Annotated in this window: 24 protein-coding genes; all 24 read right to left on the bottom strand. The window is 42.5% G+C overall.

The genetic code is table 11. The annotated features are described in order from the left end of the window. Positions 1–10: 10 nt before the first annotated feature. Positions 11–442 (bottom strand): ApeP family dehydratase, encoded by a 432-nt coding sequence (locus F2A31_RS02765; RefSeq protein ID WP_150025065.1) that lies wholly within the window; start codon positions 440–442, stop codon positions 11–13. Further along, complete coding sequence (locus F2A31_RS02760) at positions 443–1,645, bottom strand: beta-ketoacyl-[acyl-carrier-protein] synthase family protein (RefSeq protein WP_150025064.1); 1,203 nt, start codon at positions 1,643–1,645, stop codon at positions 443–445. Continuing rightward, on the bottom strand, positions 1,642–2,196 hold the full coding sequence (locus F2A31_RS02755) for a DUF3261 domain-containing protein (RefSeq protein WP_150025063.1): 555 nt from the start codon (positions 2,194–2,196) through the stop codon (positions 1,642–1,644). The genes F2A31_RS02760 and F2A31_RS02755 overlap by 4 nt, the downstream gene beginning before the upstream one ends. A 1-nt stretch (position 2,197) precedes the next feature. After that, positions 2,198–3,493 (bottom strand): NAD(P)/FAD-dependent oxidoreductase, encoded by a 1,296-nt coding sequence (locus F2A31_RS02750; RefSeq protein ID WP_150025062.1) that lies wholly within the window; start codon positions 3,491–3,493, stop codon positions 2,198–2,200. Positions 3,494–3,517: 24 nt separating this feature from the next. After that, positions 3,518–5,830, bottom strand: a complete 2,313-nt coding sequence (locus F2A31_RS02745) for an MMPL family transporter (RefSeq protein ID WP_150025061.1) — start codon at positions 5,828–5,830, stop codon at positions 3,518–3,520. Continuing rightward, entirely contained in the window at positions 5,805–6,476 is a 672-nt protein-coding gene (locus tag F2A31_RS02740) for a LolA family protein (protein WP_150025060.1), read from the bottom strand. The genes F2A31_RS02745 and F2A31_RS02740 overlap by 26 nt, the downstream gene beginning before the upstream one ends. Next, positions 6,469–6,897, bottom strand: coding sequence for an acyl-CoA thioesterase (locus F2A31_RS02735; protein WP_150025059.1), 429 nt, complete (start codon positions 6,895–6,897; stop codon positions 6,469–6,471). Before F2A31_RS02735 ends, F2A31_RS02740 begins: the two co-directional genes overlap by 8 nt. A gap of 9 nt (positions 6,898–6,906) precedes the next feature. Further along, positions 6,907–8,472, bottom strand: coding sequence for an HAL/PAL/TAL family ammonia-lyase (locus tag F2A31_RS02730; protein ID WP_150025058.1), 1,566 nt, complete (start codon positions 8,470–8,472; stop codon positions 6,907–6,909). A gap of 1 nt (position 8,473) precedes the next feature. Further along, a complete protein-coding gene (locus F2A31_RS02725) occupies positions 8,474–9,403 on the bottom strand; it encodes an LpxL/LpxP family acyltransferase (protein WP_150025057.1) in 930 nt (309 codons plus the stop codon). A 4-nt stretch (positions 9,404–9,407) separates the two neighbouring features. Beyond that, a complete protein-coding gene (locus tag F2A31_RS02720) occupies positions 9,408–10,148 on the bottom strand; it encodes a glycosyltransferase family 2 protein (protein WP_150025056.1) in 741 nt (246 codons plus the stop codon). An 8-nt stretch (positions 10,149–10,156) separates the two neighbouring features. Beyond that, the gene (locus tag F2A31_RS02715; RefSeq protein WP_150025055.1) at positions 10,157–11,830 is read right to left on the bottom strand and encodes an AMP-binding protein; all 1,674 of its coding nucleotides are present in this window, start codon (positions 11,828–11,830) and stop codon (positions 10,157–10,159) included. A 6-nt stretch (positions 11,831–11,836) separates the two neighbouring features. Continuing rightward, entirely contained in the window at positions 11,837–12,388 is a 552-nt protein-coding gene (locus F2A31_RS02710; RefSeq protein WP_150025054.1) for a COG4648 family protein, read from the bottom strand. Continuing rightward, positions 12,385–12,633 carry an acyl carrier protein gene (locus tag F2A31_RS02705; protein WP_150025053.1) on the bottom strand — a complete coding sequence of 83 codons (249 nt, stop codon included), beginning with the start codon at positions 12,631–12,633 and terminating at the stop codon, positions 12,385–12,387. The genes F2A31_RS02710 and F2A31_RS02705 overlap by 4 nt, the downstream gene beginning before the upstream one ends. Positions 12,634–12,644: 11 nt before the next feature. Further along, positions 12,645–12,905, bottom strand: a complete 261-nt coding sequence (locus tag F2A31_RS02700; RefSeq protein ID WP_150025052.1) for a phosphopantetheine-binding protein — start codon at positions 12,903–12,905, stop codon at positions 12,645–12,647. Further along, positions 12,889–13,710 (bottom strand): lysophospholipid acyltransferase family protein, encoded by an 822-nt coding sequence (locus F2A31_RS02695; RefSeq protein WP_150025051.1) that lies wholly within the window; start codon positions 13,708–13,710, stop codon positions 12,889–12,891. Before F2A31_RS02695 ends, F2A31_RS02700 begins: the two co-directional genes overlap by 17 nt. Next, on the bottom strand, positions 13,695–14,309 hold the full coding sequence (locus tag F2A31_RS02690; RefSeq protein WP_150025050.1) for a beta-ketoacyl synthase chain length factor: 615 nt from the start codon (positions 14,307–14,309) through the stop codon (positions 13,695–13,697). The genes F2A31_RS02695 and F2A31_RS02690 overlap by 16 nt, the downstream gene beginning before the upstream one ends. A 255-nt stretch (positions 14,310–14,564) precedes the next feature. After that, the gene (gene der, locus F2A31_RS02685) at positions 14,565–15,974 is read right to left on the bottom strand and encodes a ribosome biogenesis GTPase Der (protein ID WP_004640809.1); all 1,410 of its coding nucleotides are present in this window, start codon (positions 15,972–15,974) and stop codon (positions 14,565–14,567) included. A gap of 374 nt (positions 15,975–16,348) precedes the next feature. Next, positions 16,349–17,491 carry an outer membrane protein assembly factor BamB gene (bamB, locus tag F2A31_RS02680; protein ID WP_150025049.1) on the bottom strand — a complete coding sequence of 381 codons (1,143 nt, stop codon included), beginning with the start codon at positions 17,489–17,491 and terminating at the stop codon, positions 16,349–16,351. After that, positions 17,491–18,189 (bottom strand): YfgM family protein, encoded by a 699-nt coding sequence (locus F2A31_RS02675; protein WP_150025048.1) that lies wholly within the window; start codon positions 18,187–18,189, stop codon positions 17,491–17,493. Before F2A31_RS02675 ends, bamB begins: the two co-directional genes overlap by 1 nt. A gap of 24 nt (positions 18,190–18,213) precedes the next feature. Further along, positions 18,214–19,506, bottom strand: coding sequence for a histidine--tRNA ligase (gene hisS / locus F2A31_RS02670; RefSeq protein WP_150025047.1), 1,293 nt, complete (start codon positions 19,504–19,506; stop codon positions 18,214–18,216). Beyond that, a complete protein-coding gene (gene ispG / locus F2A31_RS02665; RefSeq protein WP_150025046.1) occupies positions 19,503–20,618 on the bottom strand; it encodes a flavodoxin-dependent (E)-4-hydroxy-3-methylbut-2-enyl-diphosphate synthase in 1,116 nt (371 codons plus the stop codon). Before ispG ends, hisS begins: the two co-directional genes overlap by 4 nt. A gap of 21 nt (positions 20,619–20,639) precedes the next feature. Then, positions 20,640–21,434: a helix-turn-helix domain-containing protein gene (locus F2A31_RS02660; RefSeq protein WP_004640817.1), complete on the bottom strand. Its 795-nt coding sequence runs from the start codon at positions 21,432–21,434 to the stop codon at positions 20,640–20,642. Next, positions 21,425–22,225, bottom strand: a complete 801-nt coding sequence (pilW, locus tag F2A31_RS02655; RefSeq protein ID WP_026056343.1) for a type IV pilus biogenesis/stability protein PilW — start codon at positions 22,223–22,225, stop codon at positions 21,425–21,427. Before pilW ends, F2A31_RS02660 begins: the two co-directional genes overlap by 10 nt. Before the next feature lie 17 nt (positions 22,226–22,242). Continuing rightward, complete coding sequence (gene rlmN / locus F2A31_RS02650) at positions 22,243–23,478, bottom strand: 23S rRNA (adenine(2503)-C(2))-methyltransferase RlmN (RefSeq protein ID WP_150025045.1); 1,236 nt, start codon at positions 23,476–23,478, stop codon at positions 22,243–22,245. Positions 23,479–23,486 lie beyond the last annotated feature (8 nt).

The following is a 23,486-nucleotide window of genomic DNA, read 5'->3' as shown; positions in this document are numbered from 1 at the left end:
GTTCCTAAAACTATAATGCTAATGTCGATTGATCAGTCGGTTCATAAACACTGAGTAAGGCGCTGATCACCTGCTCAGCACCATCAATCTCACAAGAAAACTGCCCTAAACCTTCATGCAGATATTGTTGTTCAACCCGAATTTTCAGCGTCTGTCCAAGTGAAAAATAGGCAAAAGGCAATTGAAGCTTTCGTGTTCCTAACAAGAACCCGACCTTGGGCGTTTGCTGTAATTGTTGCCCCATCCAACCTGAATAGGCACTAATGGTTTGTGCCATAATTTCAATACTTGCCCAAGTCGGTAAACCTGCTGCCTCACAGAACATTAATTCAGGGCGAATGGTCAATTCGGCAATGGCATAACCTTCTTTGACTTCTAGCAGATGATCAATAAAGACCATGGGCTGCTCATGTGGAATATATTGAATCGCATCCAATTTCATTTAGTACTGCACCCCAAATAACAAACTAATATTGCTCCCACCAAAGGCAAAGGAATTACTCAACACATAGCGAATGCGATCTGTCTGCTGAGCATCTTTTACATAGTTTTGATCAGCAAGTTCAGGATCAATTGCTGTATATTGATGCAAGGGCAACCCATTTTGATCTTTTAAGAGCTGGGTACAGATAAAAGCCTCTATCGCACCTGCTGCTCCCAAACAATGTCCCGTTTTATGCTTGGTGCTACTTAAGGGCACATTCACCCCTTGAAAAACTTGCCGAATAGCTTTGATTTCCATCGCATCATTTTGTGGGGTAGCAGTTCCATGCAAATTGATATACCCCACCTGCTGAGCTGGAATTGCCGCACTGTCCAGCGCGCGCTGCATAGCAGTTGCTGCACCCAAACCCTCAGGATGCGGTGCAGAAATATGCCATGCATCCATCGATTCGCCCACACCATATAACATGATTGGTGCAGAGGCTTTGGTCAGTAAGAATAGGGCCGCAGCTTCGCCAATATTAATACCATCACGGTGAATGCCGCAGGGTTGGCAAATATCAGCAGATAAACTTTCTAAACTGTTAAAACCATTTAAGGTTAGTTGGCATAAGCTATCCACCCCACCGACCAATACTGCATCAGCCAAGCCGGCCTGAATTAAACGTTGCCCTGCGGCAAATGCCTTAGCACTCGATGAGCAAGCCGTCGAAATAGTATAAGCTGCCCCCTGCCAACCGAGATGGCATTGCAAAGCTTTGGCTAGACTACCCATTTCCTGTGGTTGATGCATAAGTTCAATGGTGACATTCCCATCAAAATACTGTTTCAGTAAAAGCTCACTGTCGGATATTCCCGAGGTCGAGGTTCCCATCACGATACTTAGACGTTTTGGATCAATCCCCGCAATCTGCTGTTGTAGTTCATCTTCAATTTTTTGCAGAGCAGTTAAAGCAAAACGTAGATTACGTGAGTCAAACTTCTTTAATGCTTCTGGCACTTTCTCAATTAACGCATCTGCGTAACGCCCTACCCAAACTGGACGATCTGCTAAAAATCCTGCTTCCAGTGTCAAGGTATTGTCAGGAGTAGTTAAACAATTACGAATGTGCTGAATATCCTGACCTAATGCGGACAGCCCAACACTGATGGGAATACCAACCGCTTGCAACAATACTTGTTGGGATAAAAGTTGACTCATGGCTGAATCCCTTGCTCAGGTTGATCGCTATTTAAGGTATTTTCAATGGGGCTTAAGGTCATCTGATAAGGAACTTGCACATTATTAAGCTCAATTGAATTGCCATTTTTCTGGATCTGTAAAATAACTTTCTGATGAATCAATACCCGTTGCTGATGTGTACTATTTTCAACAGTGACACCCCGCTGGCCCAAGGCCGAAAATTCAGGATAAGTTGCAAATAAAATATCCCGAACCACAAACTCAAAAGGGAGTAAGCGCATCTGGTCAATGCGTTGCTGTACCTTGACCTGCTGTCCATCAAACTGGAGCTGAAATAAAGGCTGTCCCGTTAAACCCAAAGCAACTAGACTAAGCTGTTGACCTTGCTGTTGTTGATACAGCAAAAAGCTAAAGCTTTTATCCTTCCACTCCACTTCAACTTGGTCTTGTCGTTGATATTGTTGTGCTGACCAATGGCTACTTTTCAGCCCCTGTGCATGTGGCATCAGTTGACAGCCACTTAACAGCAACATGCTACAGCACAATAGGCTTATCCAGATCCGTTGCATATTAAACCTCTAAGGCTTTCTCTTGCGCAACACCTTCACGGCAATACTCTGCCAGCGCGCTTAAACGGCGTTTGGCATTTTTATGAATCGGATTTTGATCATCCCATGCATAACCTGCCAACAATGAAGAAACCATGCGACGAACGTTATCATTTTGATGACGAGCAAACACCACATCCTGAAACTCACCATCGTACCAAGACTCGACATAAGCACGGAATACTTTAATTCCTTTACGCAGCGGTAATTCGTACTCCTGCATCCAATCCACCTGTTCACTTTGCAACACCCGATCAACTAAAGGAATTGCTAGACTCGAAGATTTCAATGCAATGGTCACACCTGATGAAAATACAGGATCGAGAAACTCTCCAGCATTGCCTAACAAGGCATAATTCTTACCAGCCAAATGCTTGACGTTTGCCGAATAACCAACCAAGGTACGTACCGGTGTATCAAATTTTGCCTGCTCTAATACTCGAGATAATGCGGGATCATCTGCCAAAATCCGTTTCAATAATGCTTCTGGTTCATTTTGTGTGACATCTTCCACATGATAATGCTCAAAGAAATCCTGCTCTGCCACCACACCAAATGATGAACGGCCATCGGCAAAAGGAATCAGCCAATACCAAGCACGACGGTCTTTTTCATGCACGGTAATTAAAATTTTTTCACGGTCAAAACCAGCTTGATCTCCAATCCCATCTTCAATATGGGTAAACAAAGCACGGCGCACTGGGAAATTGGATGGGCTTTCTAAGTCTAGAAACTTCGGCAAGATACGGCCAAAACCACTGGCATCCAATAAAAACTTGGCTTGAATCTGATATTGCTGTTGTGCCTCATCCAAAACGGTTAAAACAGGATGTTCCACCTCAACATCGATAGCAACAACTTCATGTCCAAAACGAATATCCGCGCCATATTGCTTCGCTTTTTGAGCCAGTAAGTGATCAAAGTCAGCACGGCGAACTTGCCATGTTGTACCAGGGCCCGTACTGAATTTTTCAGTGAAATCATAATAGCTACGTTTTTCACCACACAAAAATGCCGCACCATTTTTAAACTGAAATGCACGGGCTTGAACATGTTCTCGAACCGTTTCTAATAAACCCGCTTCTTCCAAAAATACCATGCACTGCGGTAATAAAGATTCACCAATCGAAAAGCGTGGAAAATATTGTTTTTCAATCACCGTTACAGCATAGCCTTTTTGACGAAGCAAGGCTGCAGCAGAACTTCCAGAAGGTCCAGCACCAATAATCACCACATCAGTTGTTTGTATCGTATTCATTATTGCCCCTAAAAATTAGATCTTTTAATCCTCTTCTAAATTCACAATATGGTGCTGATCAGCTGGCGTCAGCAAAGTTGCATAAACAAATGAAAAAATCACGCCTAATAAAACGGTTAGACCAAAACAACGAATCGCATAAGTATCACTCAATGATAATAGCCCAAAGCCCAATAAGGTCGACATCATACACAAAAACAACGCCATGCCAACCACCTGCGGATGGTCATGTCCATGCCGATAGAAAATCGCATAATCCACACCAATCCCAATGATCAAGAAGGTTCCCATAATACTGAATAAGTTAATTTCTACACCCAACCATGCTTGTACAGCAAAGGTACTGATGAGTGCCAAAGTCACTGGCAAAACCAGAGGCATAATCGAACGCTTGCCATAAACCAAGCCCAAACCCAATGCCAGTCCAAATAAGGCATAGATCAATAAATGCTGTGCTTGCTGACGATATTGTGCAAAAGCACTAGACAATGTGCTGACAGGTTGTTGGAAATTAATCTGTGCAGATTCGAGTTGCTGCAATCGCTGCGCCTGTTTGACTCCACGGACCATAACCAGACGCTCAGTAGAACTGAGATGTAAAAATGCTAAGGGATGTTGTTGAAACACCTGTTCTGTAAGTAAAGGTTGCTTCTGCAATTGTTGTTGCCATTGCATAATATTTGCAAAATTTAAACCCATGCTCTCCGCATATTTTTTCAGCGCCGTAGCTGGAATCTGCTGAAGTAGCTGTACATTTTGTTGCTGCTGGGCCAAAGGAGGAATCCATTGTCCTAAGGCTTGAAAACCCTCAATCTGACCTTGAGCTTGCAGTTGCTGCAATTGATCAATCAATTGTGCCTCCTGCTCCTCAAGTGCAGCACTAGATTGTGCGCGAACAACAAAATAATCACTGCTTTGCTGCTGAGCAAACAACGAACGAATATATTGATCTTCCTGTTTCAGCTTGGGGTCCATACTTTGCAAATTTCGAATATCATCATTGGATTGCAAAACAAAAAGGCTGCCCCCTCCGATCAGCAAGATACTCAAAATAAAGCTATAGCGCAGTTTTTGATGTTGCTGAAACCATTGTCTTACTATTCCAATCCAAACCAAGCGTCGAATTGCAGGTTGAGCATTGAGAGGAGGTAAGCGCGGCAATAGCAACACACTGGTGATCCAAGCAGCGACCAAACCAACAATTGAAAAAACCGCAATTTGCCTAAAGGCAGGAAATGGCGTAAAACTCAGAAAAATATAGGCAACAACCGTGGTCATTAAGCCCATAAATAAGCTTGGCAACAGCGGCTTGAGAACCCTAAATCCATCCAACTTACGATGCTGAGATTGCATCGCCATAAAATAGAAAGAAAAATCGACACAGACCCCGATCAGACTGGCCCCAAATACCAGCGTCATCAGGTGAATTTCCCCAAACAGCAGATGGGTGACTGCAAATGCCAGCAAGCTGCCTGTGGATACAGCGATAAATTCAGTGATGAGAGGACGAAATGAACGAAAACCAAACCAGACTAAGAGGATTAATCCCAATGTCGAGCCTAGACCAATGGTTGAAATTTCCTGCTTGGCTGACTGCGTTCCATAATTAGAAAATAGAATTGTCCCAGTCCAATGTGACTGGACCTTCAACTTTTTCAACTGTGGCTGTAACTGTTCAATCCAAGCACTGATCTGTTCCTGATAATCAATATTATAGGGACTCTGTTTTAATTCTAGAACCAATAGCCGTGAAGTTTTTTGCTCATCATGGATGGTTGCAAAACCATCTTCCAGCTCAACCTGACTTCCAGTCTGACTCACTGCATTTAACATATAACGTGGAAATAACAGCAACGGATCCTGCTGTAATGAAGTTGCCGTGACTGGCATGCCGACACTCATGAGTTGCATTAAGCTTTGCTCAATGAGTGCTTCATAATCCTGTTGCAGTAAAAACTGCTGATCTTGCTGGCTCAGTAAGCCTGCCCGATGCTGATACAACTGTTTGGAAAATTGTTCTAAATCAAGTTGTGGTTTCAGCGGCTGCCACAAATCACTTTGTTGTAGTTTCTGCTGGAACAGCTGAGTTGCTTGCACTAAGGCCCGTTGATTAGAACTCTCTAAAACGACAAAAACTTTCTCATTCAGTTGGTCGCTTATATATTTCTGGGTTTGCGCGAGCTCAGGATTTTGCTGAGTTTCAGGCAACAAAGCAAAAATATTGGTCTGGATATGAATATCCTTTTTCAACCACGCCCCTGCAAGCGCAAGTCCAACAATGGTTAAAAGAACTAACCAGATGGCAGTAAATTTATTTTGCCAATTGGAAAAGCGCATCTTCAACAGCCGTGAGTTGATTCGGTTGAGTCATTTGATTACGGAATAAAATCGTGGTGCTGTTATTGGCCTGTTCCTGAATCACAATTTTATTCACATATTGCTGCCCTTGTGCATCAATTCGCACAAACAGTTTTTTAAATAATCCTGATTTAGGCGTCAGGGCAACGCTCCAGCCTGTTGGACGATAATCAGCAGACACGACATTAAAATTCTTCGCCAGTGCCTTTTCATCACCCGACATCAACTGTAAAAATAGAGTCGCAACCGAACTGTACGGTGACTGATCAATCTGGATCTGGCTATAGGTCCTTTGTGTTTTCTGGACGAGTCTCTTTTGCGTAACGATCAGATCTGCCTGAACAGGACGCTTAATTTGCCACAGCACGCCATTATTTTTGGCAAAGGTTAATGACCCACTGGAAATAAAGGTTTTATTCAAACTGGCCAGTTTCTTTTGCTGCTCAAAATCGGCGCGCACAATATCACTTTTAGACAGCTGCTTAAAAATCGATGAGACCTGTTCGGTATTGGCAGAAGCTGCCACACTGAAACAGAGCAACACACTCCACAACACACTGTGCAACATCAACTGGTAACGTTTTCTTAGTAGCACTTGCGGCACGCTCGAGAGCAGATTAATCATGATGATGCTCCTTAAATGCATCCCAGGCATTCAAACAGTCCAGTAAAATTTGCGGTGACTGGAAACACATTTCACGAGTGGCAATGTTCACCGCAACTTGTGTAGTATAACCCTTGGTTAAACGGCGTCCTGTGTCAGCATCCAAAATCAAATACTCGATTTTTAAGCGGTTTTCCCATTCTTTTAATATGGCACGGACTTTGATTTTCTGCTCAAACTCAATGCCCTGTACATAACGTACATGACTTTCAATCACGGGCCATGCATAGCCTGATGCTCTCATCTGGTTGTAGTTATAATTAAACTGTTCCAGCAACTTACAACGTGCGATTTCAAAATACTTTAAATAATGCCCATGCCAGACCACATTCATGGTATCGACATCATGAAAAGGAATCTCAATGATTACATCTGTCTGCATTGTGCGCTCCTATGCCTTTTCCTGAAACTGATTAAACAATTCAAAGTTGTCGAAACGATCAATAATCTGTTGTAGTTCAGTTTGTAATGGACGGTCTTCTTCAAGTAATGCAAAACTGTGTAAGGTCCATTCGACAAAGGCTTTTAAAGTTGGACTCAGTTGTGAGACCCCACCCTTTAAATACACTGCCTGTACACTGGCACAACATAAAGCGGCCAGAACCTGCTGAGTCAGAGTAATCACACGTGTTGCATCCCGTGCTGCAATGGTACCCATACTCACTTTGTCCTGATTATGACATTCGGTCGAACGAGAAAAAATAGAGGCGGCCAAGGTATGCTTCAAGGCTTCGGCAGTCCAGGCTGATACCCCGATTTGCACGGCTTTAAAGCCATGATTTAACGGTAAGCGGTCTGCACCAGAGCCGGTCAGATTACGTGGCAATCCATGATTCATTTTATGGTCGACCAATTGTGCAATTTGCCGATCCATCAGATCCGCAATATTGGCAATCATGATCTTCAAACTGTCCATGGCCTGTGCAATATGCCCGCCATAGAAGTGTCCACCATGCAATACCCTTAAGTTCACAGGATCGATCAACGGATTATCGTTACTCGAATTTAATTCATTTTCAATAAACTGGCGTAACCATATTTTAGAATCTTCAAACACTCCAATAATATGCGGTGCACAACGTAAGGAATAACGATCCTGCAGACGTGGACTTTGATGTGCTGTTTGTACTTCACTATTCAGCCATTCACGTAGTTGCTGTGCAATCAGTTGCTGCCCCTGATGAGGTTTTTGTGCAAACAAGACTTCATCAAAATGGCTTGGATTCCCTTCAAGTGCCAACACATTTAAGGCCGTGATCAAGGTACTGGCCAATGCCACCTGTTCAGCTTTTTTATAATTTAAGCAAGCGATCGCCGTCATCACTGCGGTGCCATTCATCAGTGCCAACCCTTCTTTCGGACGCAAGATGAGTGGCGGAATGCCTTTCTCGGCGTAGATCTGGGCAATCGGTACAATCTTGCCTTGCGCATAGACATCGCGCTCCCCGACCAAAGCACCGGCTATATAAGATAAAGGGGTCAAATCACCACTTGCGCCGACAGAACCTTCAGATGGAATCACAGGAATGATGTTTTCATTGAGCATCCAAACCAGACGCTCCAGCAATGCCAGAGAGACACCTGAATAACCACGTGCCAGAGAACACAGACGCGTAACCACAACCGCTCGTGCCGTGATCAAGTCCAGATTTTCACCTAAACCACAGCCATGAAAACGGGACAAATGCAAAGGCAGCTCATTGACCTGATGCATGGGGATTTCAACCAGACAGGAATCACCATAACCCGTGGTCACGCCATAAATCACCCCTTCATCCAGCAAGAGTTGATCTAAAAAGTCAGCACCACGCTGAATCAATTCACGCCAAGCCGCTGATGTAGGTAAAGCCACTTGCATCTCTTGTCGGGCAACCGCGACCACATCTTCGATACTGAGCGCTTGTTCCCCCACAATCAGAACCGGCTTGCCCCTTGCTTCAATTTGACTTGCATTCACGTTATTTTGTCCAAAACTGATAAAAATTAAACCATTGATACGGGGCACGTAAGCAATGCTGTTCTAATACGGTGACATAGGATTGGGTAATGTGTTGCATGCTGCTTAAACGGTTTTTACGCGGTAAATCAACCTGTTCAGCAATAGCATGAATATGGAGCTGAAACGTTTGCTGGACACGATAGCAAAATACAGCCAGTACGGGGACCTTGAGTAAATTGGCCAGAATCCAGGCGCCTTGGGGTAAAGCTGCCTCTTGTCCTAAAAACTGTACGCTTTGCACACGATCTGATTGTACAGGGACACGGTCTGCGGCCACGATGACCCACTCCCCCTGCTGCATTTTTTCCTGCAACAGGATGGCGGTTTCAATTCCTAACTCATCGACAGAAATTAAATTCACATCGGCTTTATCATTAATTTTTTTTAAAAACCGGTTAAATTGAGACGCGTGTTTTTGATAGACCAGCACGTTGATCTTTTGTGGATGTTCTGACTTTATCGCACGCAACAATTCAATATTGCCGAAATGCGACACCACAATAATGGCACCTTTCTGATAATGTTGCTGAAAATGCTTATGCCCGAATAACTGTAATTGTTGTTCAGGAATATGCCCCAACCAGCCCTCAATTTTATCTAAAATGCATTCACCGAATTGCATAAAATGCGTATAGCTATTTGTCCAGTTCGGCATCGTTTCAAATGGCGATTGTACTCCTGCAAACTGGTGCAGACGTTGTAGATATTGCAACGATGCCTTGCGTGCAGTCACTGCAAATAGCCAATACCACATAATAATAAAGTACAGCAAGACACGGCATAACCAGCGCCCGCCACAACGATAAAAGCCAAGCATGAGCATCAGCGGTAAGAGCCCGCCACGTTCTTTAATATCGTGCCAGGTCCGATCTGTTTTGTGCTGTACCATAGGATTAGTCAGCCTTGATCTTATGCCAAACCAATCTCGGCAAACGGATCAGCATTCCAGCAAATAATCTTGCATGCGCTTTGCTTAAACCGAGATTATCCCGCCATACATTAAAATGAGAGATACCATGTTCAGGGTAAATCACCTTGGTCGGCACATTTACAAACTGGATATTTTCCCACTTTAACCGCACTAGAATCTCGCTATCAAAGCCCATTCGCGGCTGGAATCGGGCCGTGTTCAGGATTGGCATGGTTTGCGCCAATGGATAGATGCGGAAACCGCACATACTGTCTTTAATTTCAAAAGACAGGCTATTCAGCCAGACCCAGAAATGCGTGATATAACGACCATAGAGACGCTTTTTCGGTACAGATGCATCAAAAACAGGCTGACCGATCACCATCGCCTGGGGATGCTGTTGCGATAGCTCAATAAATTTCGCCACATCATCCCAGCAATGCTGACCATCTGCATCGATCTGCAATACATGGCTCATGCCACGTTGTGCTGCATGTTGCAAACCAGTTATCACAGCTTGACCTTTACCTAAATTTTGAGTGTGCTCAACCAAATCGACCAAAGCATTGTGTTGTGCCAGTTGATGCAGAATCGCTGTACAAGCCGCATCACTACCATCATTAACCAAGATGACCGGATACTGGAATTGGGATAAATGCTGCACCAGATCAGCCAGATAATGCGGATGATTATAAACAGGAATCACAATGCTATATGCCAACATAACTGGCCCTACCCCTCATCAACAGCAAACGAAAGACGACCAGAAGCCAGAGTCTGTTCAGCGGCGGTCATTTCAAAGCTAATTTTATACTGTTTACGCGTTAATTTTAATTGTATCACTGCATAAGGACGTATCAGATTCTGGAACTTGATCTGCTCCAATCCCTGACACTCATTTAAATCAGACCATCTGTGCTTGGCAAACTGTTGAACAAAACTGATCTGCCCAACGCCAGGATAAATTGCTTGCTTCGGAAAATGTCCTTTAAAGCATTCCAGCTCAGGAGGAAACTCCAATTGAAGATAATGCTCATCCTGCACTTGCCACTGTGATAAAACCACGGGCTGCAACATCGGTGCAAACAGCGCTTTTAAATAGTTTTTATCTCGTTTTGATTGCGCATTTTGTGGAATCTGGCTCAGGAAACGCCATTGTCTTGGAATTGCAATGCTTTCAAGCTGAAACTGGAGTTGCTGCTTTAACTTCTTCACAAATACCATTTTGCCCAGCTCAATCAGTTGCTGCTGGGCTTCTGTTGTCAGCACCACAATACACGCCAGCATTTGGCGATTCTGATGTTCCGTCACTAAAGCATGACTTTGTTCAACCTCAACCAAGCGATTGATCTGATATTCAATGGCATCCAGGCTTAAACGCTTTTCTTCGAGTTTGATAATGCGATCCAGTCGTCCCAATAATTTAAATTGCTTAAGATTGATATCGATCCATTCAGCAGCATCGCCGGTAATAATCCAGCCAGACTCACCGGCATGGTTACTTTGCACCATAAGCTGAGTAGTCGCTGAAATCTGAATCCCGACATTATCGAATGCTGTCCACGCTGCATCATCCTGATGACGGTGTGCGATGCCCCCTGTTTCAGAACTGCCCAGAACCTCAATAATCGGCACATTCAGGTGCGGACGAACACCTGCATCCAGCTTTCCACCTGAACTAAAGATCATTTCACAATGTTGTAAGGCGAGATCTGGACTCCAGCGTTTTAATAAAGCTGGACTTGAGATCACATAATGCATCCAACCCGCTTCGGCTAAACGCTGTTGCACCTGAATAACATCTTCGGGAAATGCCAGTTGCGTATTGAAAAAAGGGCGACCCGTTGCCAATGGCAGCAGTAGCTTGAACAATAAACCGTAGATATGCTGATGGCTAACCGTCGCAATTGCAGCACTTTTTGCATTGAGCTGGAAACTGCTGGCCAAGCCTGAAACTTCATTTAAAAGCTGCTTTAAGGTACGTTCAATTTTTTTCGGTTCCCCTGTTGAGCCAGAGGTAAAAAACATCACTTCCGCCTGATCGAGGAATTCATCCTTTTGTAGTCTGATCAAGTTCGCTTCATGTTCACTGCTATTTAAAGACGCATGAATAAACTGACGCTCAAGAAAATGAATATCTTGCTGTAAAAATTGTTGTTCTAAATCTCGGACACGATTGGGGGGTAAAATAATTTTTTTATTGGCCAATAAGCCTGCAAAGAATAATAGCAAAAACTGGTAACTATCTTGTTCCCACAATGCCCATGTCTCTTGGCTCAATCCTCTTATTGCAGCAGCTTGTTCAGCGACGTCTTGCCAAAAATCAGCATAAGAAATTGTTTTTAACTCAGAAGTAATACACAATGTATTAGCTGAATCAATATCATTATAAAAAGAAATAGGCATAGTATTTTAAGATGTTGTTTGATTTAAACGTTGATGTCTTTTGCGCAAGATAAACTCACCCAATAATAAAATTCCCATCAAAACGTAAGAGATAAAACCATTATAGATCACCCACACCTTCATTGGTGCAAAGCAGGTTGCCAATGCAATCAGGGCATTTATACTAAAAAATATACACCAAACCACGGTCACTTTACGTGTCCACTGTATTCCCGATGCAGGTAAATCGGGTTCCATCAAACGGGCAAAACGCTCGATCATAGAAGGTGGTTTATACAAAGTCAGGGCAAAGATAACCAAAGCCCCTAAACTCATTCCGATTGGATAAAGCTTAAGCCAAGCATGATCTTTTAAAATCAGACTCAAACCACCACAGATAATGGCCAATCCGGTCAAAGGCAACATCAAGTCTTTTTTCGCACTGACCAAACGAAGTATACCAAGAACGACGAGTAAAGCACTAACCCAGAGAAACTGACCATGTGATAGACTCCATCCGACAATAAAGGGGTATAATACAAAAAATGTGATTACTCCCCCTCTTAACAGATGCTTCATTCAGCCGTCATGTTCTGAATGACAACAACAACATCTTGTACTGTTCTGACCGCCTTAAAGTCTTCTGGCTTGACTTGCTTGCCGGTCAGTTCTTTAATTTTCACCACTAAATCCACCGCATCGATACTGTCGACGTCGAGATCTTCATATAAATTTGAATCAAGCTGAATTTCATCAGGCTCAATTTCAAATAAATCCTGCATCCATTCTCTTAATTTTGCCAGCACCTGTTCTTGAGTTAACATCGATCTACTCCTTAAACTGCTTGCTGTGCTTCAACCAAAGCCACCAGGCTTTGAACTGATTTAAAATGTTGTTTGGTCTCATCTGACTCGGCATTCAAATGAATGTTGTAACGCTTTTTCAATGCCAGACCCAACTCGAGCGCATCAATTGAGTCTAAGCCTAACCCCTCACCAAAGAGTGGTGCTTCAGTTTCAATATCACTGATGCAAATATCCTCAAGCGCAAGAACATCAATAATCATTTGCTTTAATTCATCAGCAAGATTGCTCATTTTTTGACAACTCATTATTAAAAATTTGATAAAAACCTTGATTCAACTGACGCACCTGCTTCGGTGAAACTTCTGAATCTTCCAAAATATCTTGGACCTCAATTGCATCCAGCACCTTAATCTCGATATGAAAAGGCTGTGCGGGCACATGATACCATTTTTCATTTTTAGTTAAGGTAGATGGCGTACACGTGATCAAAACTGGACGTATGGGCACATTGGCACGAATCGCAATATTTGCGGCCCCACGTTGAAATTCATTTAAACACTCGCCTTTTTCGGTTCGCGTCCCTTCGGGAAAAATCAGTAATGAAGCTGCGTCCTGTTGTTTTAATCGAAGGACACAGTCCTCAATAAACTGTTGTGAACCTTCATTTAAAATATAACCCGCACTCCGCACCGGACCACGTGTAAATGGATTAGACCATAATGACTGTTTAACAACACAGTTTGCTTGTTCCATTAATCCAATCATCACTACGACATCAATTAAAGTCGGATGATTGGCAATGATCAATTCTTGGCGACTATTTTGCAGTTTTTCCAGCCCCTCAACTGAATAGGTCATCGCACCAAGTTTGACCATCATTTCAGTAAAACCCTTAAAACTATAATGAATGACTTTCTGTGCACGTTGCTGACGGACAACTGGATTGCGGCTGCTTAAGTGAACCAAAGGTGCCACAATTGTTGCAATCCCAACTCCACCCACACCGAAACTAGCAAAGCTGAAACCTGTTACTGCAACACGCCAAGCATAATTGGCTTTCTGTTTAATCTGATTCAGCTTTAACATTTTTTCCATCTCAACACCGATTGACCTACTTCTGCAGCCTGCCAAAACTGATAAAAAGCCAAACTTTCTAAGGATTCCGAGCCGCTGAGCTTCAAAACTTCCAAATTAGGATGCTCTAAGCTGACAATGGTCGCCAACGCAAATGCTGAGAACTCAGCCGCGTCGGTATAAATACCCGGTAAGGCTTGATCATATGCCACCACCAACACACGTTGTGCTGTGGGTATTGATTTTAATATTGCATAAGCCTCGATTAATGCTTCCGTCCATTCACAGCTTAAACTTGTAGAGGGAGTGGCATCCTGACATAAAATCGAATACAAGCCTGCAATCGCATTGTGAACTGAGGTTGAAAACTGTGTTGGGGATGGCGTTTGTTGTTGTAAGACATCTTGCAGAATATCTAAGGTTTTTTGTTCATCTCCATATCGAGAAGCCCAGACAATATAATCCACCTCTTGACCATTGAGCGTCGTCAAGGCACTGCTTAATGCCATTTTTGCCAATGCAGATAGACGGCGACGTTGCATCGCTGGGATAGAGTCCAACGCAGCATAGTTTTGCTGTGCATCAATAAGCTGAGGCTGCGTTAGATGGAGTTTCAACATGCAATGCACAATCCAATATTGTTAAAAAAATTTATAAAAATTTTGCGGTGGCATTATAGCACTGGTACGAAATTTAACAAAAAATAGGTTTTATTAAAATTCAAACACTTATACTAATCAATAATCAAACTAAGACTGCAAATCATTTATTATCAAATTAAACTTAATAAATTTAATGATTATTAAATGTAACTATCCACCTATAGTAATAAAAAAGCCCAAAGCGAACTCTGGGCTAATCTATATCCGTTTAAATTAACGCTTAAATTTCTTTTCAGCCTTTTTGAATTTCTGAACATAACGGCGTTTACGTGCTGCAACGCGCTCATCCACCTGAGATTTACGACCTTCAAATGGATTTTCAGACGTTTTAAAATCAATCTTAACGGGTGTTCCTTCAAGCTTGTAGACTTTACGGAATACATTTTCGAGATAACGGCGATAGTCTGCCGGTGTCTTATCGACCTTATTACCATGAATAACGATCGTCGGTGGGTTTTGCCCCCCCATATGCGCATAACGCATTTTAATACGTCGACCACTAATCATTGGCGGCTGATGTGCTTCTGTTGCATCATTTAGAATTTGAGTGAGTTTTGCTGGTGAAACTTTCAAATTCGATGATTCATAAGCGCGATGGATGGATGGGTATAACTCACCCACCCCAGTGCCATGTAATGCCGAAATTAAATGAATTTTCGCCCATGGAATAAAATCAAAGCGACGCTCAACATCTAGTTTACATTGCTTACGATCATACTCGGTCATGTTGTCCCACTTGTTGATGGCAATCACCATTGCACGACCTGCTTCAAGTGCATAACCGATCAAATGTAGATCTTGCTCAACAATACCTTCACGAGCATCTACAACGATTACAACCACATTTGCATCTTTCATCGCTTGTAGTGTTTTAACAATTGAGAATTTCTCAATCATTTCATCCACTTTACCTTTACGACGTACACCTGCCGTATCAATCAAAGTATATTGGCGACCATCACGTTCAAATGGGATATAAATCGAGTCACGGGTTGTCCCTGGTTGGTCGAAAGCCACCACACGTTCTTCACCCAATAAACGGTTAACGAGTGTTGACTTCCCCACGTTTGGACGACCAATAATCGCTAAACGCAAACCCGTATTTTTATTATGCTCTTCAGGATTTTCATCTTCAGGTACTTCTGCAAGTACATCTTCTAACATTTGCTGTACGCCACGACCATGACTTGCAGCTACTTGCAATGGCTCACCCATACCGAGCTTATAAAACTCGACTAAAGCAGCTTCAGCATGGACGCCATCCACTTTGTTAGCAACTAAATAAACTTTCTTACCTAATGTGCGTAGTTCTCGTGCAATTTGTTCATCTGATGCCAATAGGCCAGCACGCGCATCTACCACGAAAACGATGATATCCGCTTCATGTATCGCGGTTTTTGACTGCTCCGCCATGTAAGAGTCAATACCACCTTCATTTTCACCGATACCACCGGTATCGACGACGATAAATGATTTATTTTGATATACCGCATCTCCGTATTTGCGGTCACGAGTTAAACCAGCGAAGTCAGCAACCAAAGCATCACGACTTTTAGTGATTTGGTTAAATAGCGTTGATTTTCCGACGTTTGGACGACCAATGAGCGCAATAACGGGTTTCATAAATTACCTTAATCTGAGTTAGATTTTTAAAATCATCATAATGGTGTCTTGCTGATTTATCACCCAATACTTGGATAAGCTTTCAGTTAGACTGACTTTCTTTTTACCCAAACAAGCACTTGAAGCTTCGTAAAGGCAAAGACAGTTATCCATACTACAAGACTCAATTCGCATACAATATTCACAGCAGAGCTACTCGTCTTACACCCAGACAAAGCAGTGCTTTGTGTATCTTCGCTCAGGTTGCGGATGCCCCTAACGAGTATCATATTCGGATTGAAAAATTTATGTTGAAATTTAAATTCTATAAAAAATGCAGGGCATGGTATTTTGCCATGCCCTATTTTCTAATTTTACCACAAGCTTGGATAAAATTAACGATTCTGCCAAATGCTTAATGCACCTTTTTGAGTGGAAACGTAAAGCTGATCATTAATCACACGTAATTTACGAACATCTCCACGTGTTTTAGCACGACCAACCAAACGTCCTGTGGCAGGTTCTATCAGATGTAAAACACCATCCAAATCACCAACTACAAGGTTTTGTCCAAGCATAACTGGATTACTAAGCTTACGATTTAACAAGCTTTCGTTCTGCCAAACAACTTCACCTGTAGAGAGATCATAAGCATTTAACTTACCATCCACAGTTGAAACAAAAACTTTATCTTCAGCAACTTCAGGGCGATTGGTACTACTTGCGTCTTCACTCCAAACCACGCGTTGTGTTGCTAAGTCAGTAACAGTGACTTGCCCTTGGAAACTTGTGGTTACCAAGTACTGCCCCGCAACAACAGGATCACCATTAATATCATTCAAACGTTGAATGTCAGAACGTCCCTCACTGATTGCAACTCGACGTTGAAATCTTGGGATACCACTAATCACATCAATTGCATAAATATATGCATTTGCTGAAGCGATTAATACTGTACGATCATCTAAACGAACAGGTGCGGCTTGACCACGTAAGCTGAATTGTACATTGGGTAACTTATATGCCCAAACTTGTTGCCCTGTAGCAACATCATGTGCAAATACAGTTCCATCATTCGCTAAACTAATCACGCGACCAGACTGAATCAAAGAAGGTGTTAAAATCGCACCAGACAATTGTGCAGTCCATTTCTGCTCACCTGTTGCTTGATCCAGTGCAAATAACTGACCTTTACGATTACCTGTAACCACAACACCTTCACCAGCTTCAACACCAGCCGTCAGCTCTTGTTTAGTAATTTTGCTTTTCCAAAGTCGTTGTTTACCTTGATAAGCGGATACCTGACCATCTGGATCTAGAGTGAAAATTACACCATTATCCGTATCTAACTGCAAACGTAAGGCATCAGCGGCATTCGTTGAGGAAACACTTTGTGAAAATACAAGATTTAAACTCTGTTCTTGGGTGATTTTAGGTAATGGGTTCGGCTTTACAGGCTTTACCTTATTACTCGAACAACCTACAAATAAAGCTGAAGCAATGGCGATTGCCAATGGTAGTTTTAGTTTATTCTGCATTAAGACTCATCCACATTGGTATCTAAGATCGGGCGCTCAACTTCAGGATCATCCACTAAAACGCCAACACTTTCGAGTTTAATTTGTAAAAGCTGACGCTCTAACTTACGTTCGACTACATTATCCCATGCACTTTGATAGGCTTTACGCGCAGCTTCAGTGTCTTTTTTTGCAACATAAACATCACCACGCATTTCATCTGCAGTCGCTTTGAACGTTGGCTCAGTCACTTTATCTAGCGTCTTCAAAGCTTCATCATATTTTTTCTGTGCCAGCTGTGCATCTGCTAAACGTAAATTAACAATTTGCATCAAACCTGCATCTTTTACAGTCGAGTTTTCAACTTTCTTTAATGCCTTTTCAGCTGCCGCATAATCATCTTTATCATAAGCCAACTTTGCCAATAACAATTGAACCTGAATTGCATGCACAGAATTGGCATCTTCTTTAACGATCTTATCTGCCGCCTCAGAAATCGTCTCAAATGCATTTGGCTGGCCAGAAATTGCTTTGGCCTCATCCATTAACTTTTGCACTTTAGCCGTCTGACTTTGTGCTTCAGCCAAAGTCTTTTTTTGCCAATATTCCCATCCGAAAAAGGCAATCAAGGCAATGAGAATCCCGCTTATGATTGCGGAACCGTATTTTTTAGCAAACGACTTCAAACTGTCGAGTTGTTCATCATCACTTAAACTCATGTGATTGTCCTTTTCCTAAATGTTTTATTGTTTAAATTTTTCGATAAAAAATGGTGCCAACTCAGCTAAGGAAACCTGAGACTGTTCAGCCGTTGCAAGTTCTTTCACCAGAAGCTGCTGTGAATCCCACTCTCGCTCACCCAAAATCACAGCATAAACAGCACCCGATTGATCCGCCTTCTTCATTTGGCTTTTCATGCTACCTTGAGAACCAGTTTTGAGGCGAATCGTGCTATTCGCAGCTTCTAACTGGTCACGGATTTGCTCAGCCAATACCAATGCTTTAGCTTGATATGCTGGCTCTGCCAATAGGAACACTTCACAATCACGCGTATCTTTGTTCTGCGCTACTTGCTCAAGTAATAACAGCAAACGCTCCATCCCCATCGCGAAACCAACCGCAGGTACGGATTGATCTGGCTTACCTTTTAACTGACCAACCAAACCATCATAACGACCGCCTGCACATACTGTTCCTTGAGAGCCCAACATGGTGGTCGTCCACTCAAATACCGTTTTGTTGTAGTAATCTAAACCACGTACTAACTTTTGGTTAATCACAAACTCAACGCCAGCATCAGTTAAATATTGCTGTAGTTGTTGGAAATGATTGAGCGAATCTTCTTTTAAGAAATCATGCAATTTAGGTGCATTTTCTAAAATCTTTTGTGTTGATTCGATTTTAGAATCCAAAATGCGCAAAGGATTTGTGGTTAATCGACGTTGTGAGTCTTCATCTAACTGATCTCTATGTTGATTCAGAAACTCAACTAATGCGGCACGATACTCAGCGCGCTCATCCGTTTCACCTAAAGTGTTTAATTCTAAACGCACATTTTCCGCCATTCCCATACGTTTCCACAAACGTGCAGTCATGAGAATAATTTCAGCATCAATATCAGGCGTTGCAACACCAAAAGTTTCTACACCGAATTGATGAAATTGACGATAACGCCCTTTTTGCGGTTTTTCATAACGGAACATAGGTCCCACATACCATACTCGTGGCGCAGCGCCACGAAGTAAGTTGTGTTCTAACATTGCACGTACACAACCCGCTGTCCCTTCTGGACGTAAGGTCAATGACTCTGGTGGTGTTCCCTTATCGAAAAAGGTATACATTTCCTTTTCGACAATATCAGTCGCATCGCCAATAGCACGTTTGAATAAACCTGTTTGCTCAACGATAGGCAAACGGATTTGCTGATAACCATAAGCATCCATTAAAGATGCCAATTGTTGTTCTAGACTTCTCCAAGCCGCAGTTTGCGTTGGAAGGATGTCATTAAAACCTTTGATAGCGACGATTGAACTCATGATGAACTACGAATAATTTCTTTAGATTTGGCTTCTTCAAGCTCTTGAACACGTTGACGAACCATTGTTTCAATTTCATCAACCAACTGATTGGTGTCAATTAAATGACTTTTTTCACCATTTCGATAGACCAGCGAACGTGGTGCTGCACCTACAATCCCGATATCAGCTTCTTTAGCCTCACCAGGACCGTTCACTTTACATCCGATAACCGATACATCCATCGGAGTACGTATGTCCTCTAAACGCTCTTCCAAAGCTTGCATCACTTGGATCACATTAAACTCTTGGCGTGAACAGCTTGGGCAAGCAATAAAGTTAATGCCATTCGAACGTAAGCTCAATGATTTTAAAATATCGAAACCGATTTTAATCTCATCTTCAGGCTCAGCAGCCAAGGAGATACGCATGGTATCACCAATGCCTTCCATCAACAGCCCACCAAGCGCAATCGCTGATTTCACAGTACCGGTACGGTAGATCCCTGCTTCAGTTACACCGAGATGCAATGGGTTATCAATCTGTTGTGACAACAAACGATAAGCATCCATGGTTAAAAACACATTTGATGCTTTTACGCTCACTTTAAACTCGTGGAAATTTAAGCGATCTAGAATATCAATATGGCGCATCGCAGACTCAAGCAACGCTTGCCCAGTTGGTTCACCATATTTGATTTGCAAGTCTTTTTCCAAAGAGCCGCCATTTACACCAATACGAATCGAAATCCCATGATGCTTTGCCGCTGCAACTACCTCACGTACTTTTTGATCCGAACCAATGTTTCCTGGATTGATACGCAAGCAATCAGCGCCATAATCAGCGACCGCTAACGCAATACGATGATCAAAATGAATATCAGCAACTAAAGGCACAGAAACACGTTTACGAATAGCACCAAATGCTTCTGCTGCCTCCATCGATGGCACAGAAACACGCATGATATCCGCACCTGCATCTGCACAGCGCTGGATTTGTGCAACCGTTGCATCGACATCACAGGTTTCAGTATTGGTCATGCTCTGCACACTAATGGGAGCATCACCACCGACATACACCGACCCCACACGGATTTTTCGTGTTGGACGACGCTTAATTGGGTTCACGATCATCGTATAGCTACCTATTTAGCATTAGCGAGATAAACGGAATTCAGCTTTACCATTCACTGTATAAGGACGCAATGAAATCTGTTCTTGATTCAAACTTAATGTTACGGCAGTCGCATCATCTAAGCGAATTTGAAATGGTGATTCGCCACTCAAATTTAATGTTGACGCTTGGCGACCTGTCGCAAGGACTTTACCTGTTGCATCAACAATATTAATGGATGTCGGACGGCTAAAGTTCAATACTAACTGATCTCCCGATGCCACAGATGTGTTTGCCATCGGTAAAATTTCAATATCTGAATTGGTAATCTTAGGAATATCGACATCATCTTTACTGCTACTCGATGACCAGTTTTGTACAGCCATAACAGCCAACCAACCCAGCAATAAAACAACAGCCAAAATCACCAGACGTTTTAACCATTTACGATTACGTACGCTTTTTGAACCCGCCAATTTACCCATGGTTTTAATTGGTGAATTATTCAAGGCATGGCTTGCTTTGAGCCCCGTATCATTGGCATATATTTCGTCAAAACGTTGAATAATCGCGCTCGCATCAGCATTTAAACATTTCGCATATGCTCGATAATAGCCCTTAATAAACGTCGCCTCAGGCAAAGCGGTATATTCATCCTGCTCTAATGCTGTCAACGTTTTGACTGGCATATTCAATACGCTTGCAATTTCTTCAAGTTCTTTCTTTTGTGCAATACGAATTTGACGCAAATACTCACCAGGTCGTTGAATATTTCCCAATGTTGACGATGGCGAGGTTGAGCCAGTTGGCTGATGTGAATTTGGATTTATTTCCATACGGCCTCAGTACTGTACTGTAATTGCAAATAACGTTGATATTCTGGACTATCAGGAAATAAAGCGCGTAATTGGTTGACTAACACTTGCATTCCTAACTGATCCGCATTCGCTCGAGCAATGCGTATCCCGATCCAAAGTGCTCTAGCACCTTGGTTGCGCTGTCCCACGCTACGAACATATTGTTCATATAACTGGGATGCATCTCTATTGTTTTGTTGCAAATAGAAAATTTCCGACAACTCTAACATTGAAATGGTTGCATTTCGATTTGCTTGCAGCGCCTGTTTGAATGATTTTTCAGCATTCGTCACATCGCCCAATAATAAATAGATTCGCCCTAGGTTTTCCAGTGATTGAAATCGTTGATCATAACCTAAGGTTGCACCAGCACGCGTGAACTGCTCAATTGCTTCATTATAACGCTGCATCTGATATAAGTATGTACCGTAATTATTACGCGCTTGAGCATTGTCTGGCTCAGATGAAATCGCTCGCTTAAAATAAGCATCTGCTTTTTCCATATTGAGCTTACTTCCCTCTTGTTGCAGCAAAATACCCATCATCATATTGGCATTTGCATCACGGGAATTAAGTTTCAATGCTTGGTCAAGTGAACGTTTTGCAGAGTCCAAATCACGCGTACGAATATATTCCGCAGCCAATTGGGTGCGAACCTGAACAGCTTTCTCTGGATCTTTCGTAGATGGTGTCGATTGGCAAGCTGTCAAGCCACCTGCCATAAGTACAACTGTTATCGCTATGGTCGTTTTTAGTCGAGTTGTATTCAACGCATTGTCCCCAAGTTTTATCCTTGTGTGCGCAAAATTTCTTGTCGCTGCGCCACTTTCTTTTTCCATTGTTCAGCACGACGAGTCCGGTCAGCAACTTGCCCTACCAATTGACCACACGCCGCATCAATATCATCACCACGTGTCTGACGAATCGTACACACAAATCCTGCATCAGACAAAGTTTTTTGGAATGCAATAATACGATTTCTGCTTGAACGACCATATGGTGCATGTGGAAAAGGGTTAAATGGAATCAGATTGATTTTACTTGGTAAATTTTTTAACAATTTAAGTAGCTGTTGCGCATGCTCTGGCTGGTCATTGACCCCATCTAACATCACATATTCAATGGTGACATGGCGGCGCGCGCTTTCATTGCCATCTTTTGCTAAATAACGCTGACATGCAGCGATCAATTGTTGTAATGGATATTTTTTATTAATCGGTACCAATTCATTACGCAGCTCATCATTCGGTGCATGTAATGAAATTGCCAATGCCACATCAATATCTTGCGCCAATTGGTCAATCTTTGGCACTACACCAGATGTAGATAAGGTTACACGACGTTTTGACATGCCATAAGCAAAGTCATCCAACATCAACTGCATTGAACTCAATACCGCATCATAATTGAGTAAAGGTTCACCCATGCCCATCATCACCACATTGGTCACCGTGCGTTCGCGCTCAGCAACAGGCACCTCTTCCATATAGGAATAGTTTGCCATCCAAAGTTGACCAATAATCTCAGCAGGAGTTAAGTCACGCTGAAAACCTTGTTTACCCGTTGAACAAAATGAGCAATCCAGCGCACAACCAACTTGTGACGAGATACATAAGGTTTTACGTGCACCCGTTTTATCTTCAGCAGGAATCAAGACGGTTTCCACTAAAGAACCGTCACCATCACCGACACGGAACACCCACTTACGGGTACCATCTTTTGAATAATTGCGATGCACCACTTCAGGTGCCTTGATTTCACAAATTTTTTCTAATTTTTCACGTAGCTTACCTGAGATATTGGTCATCTCAGCAAAATCAGTAACAAAATATTGATGAATCCATTTCATCACCTGACCAGCGCGAAACTTTTTTTCACCCAAGTCTTCAAAGAACTTTTCTAATTCTGCACGTGACATGCCTAGTAAATTGACTTTATTGTCGGCAGCATGAACCACAGGCATAGAAACAGACTGTTGTTTTTCATCTAAATTTTCGGATGAAACGACCACTGCAGAACTCATGAACATTT

The organism is Acinetobacter suaedae (genome assembly GCF_008630915.1).
GTDB classification, from domain to species: domain Bacteria; phylum Pseudomonadota; class Gammaproteobacteria; order Pseudomonadales; family Moraxellaceae; genus Acinetobacter; species Acinetobacter suaedae.
Note: the sequence above shows the minus strand (reverse complement) of the source record. Positions and strands in the feature narration are given on the sequence as shown.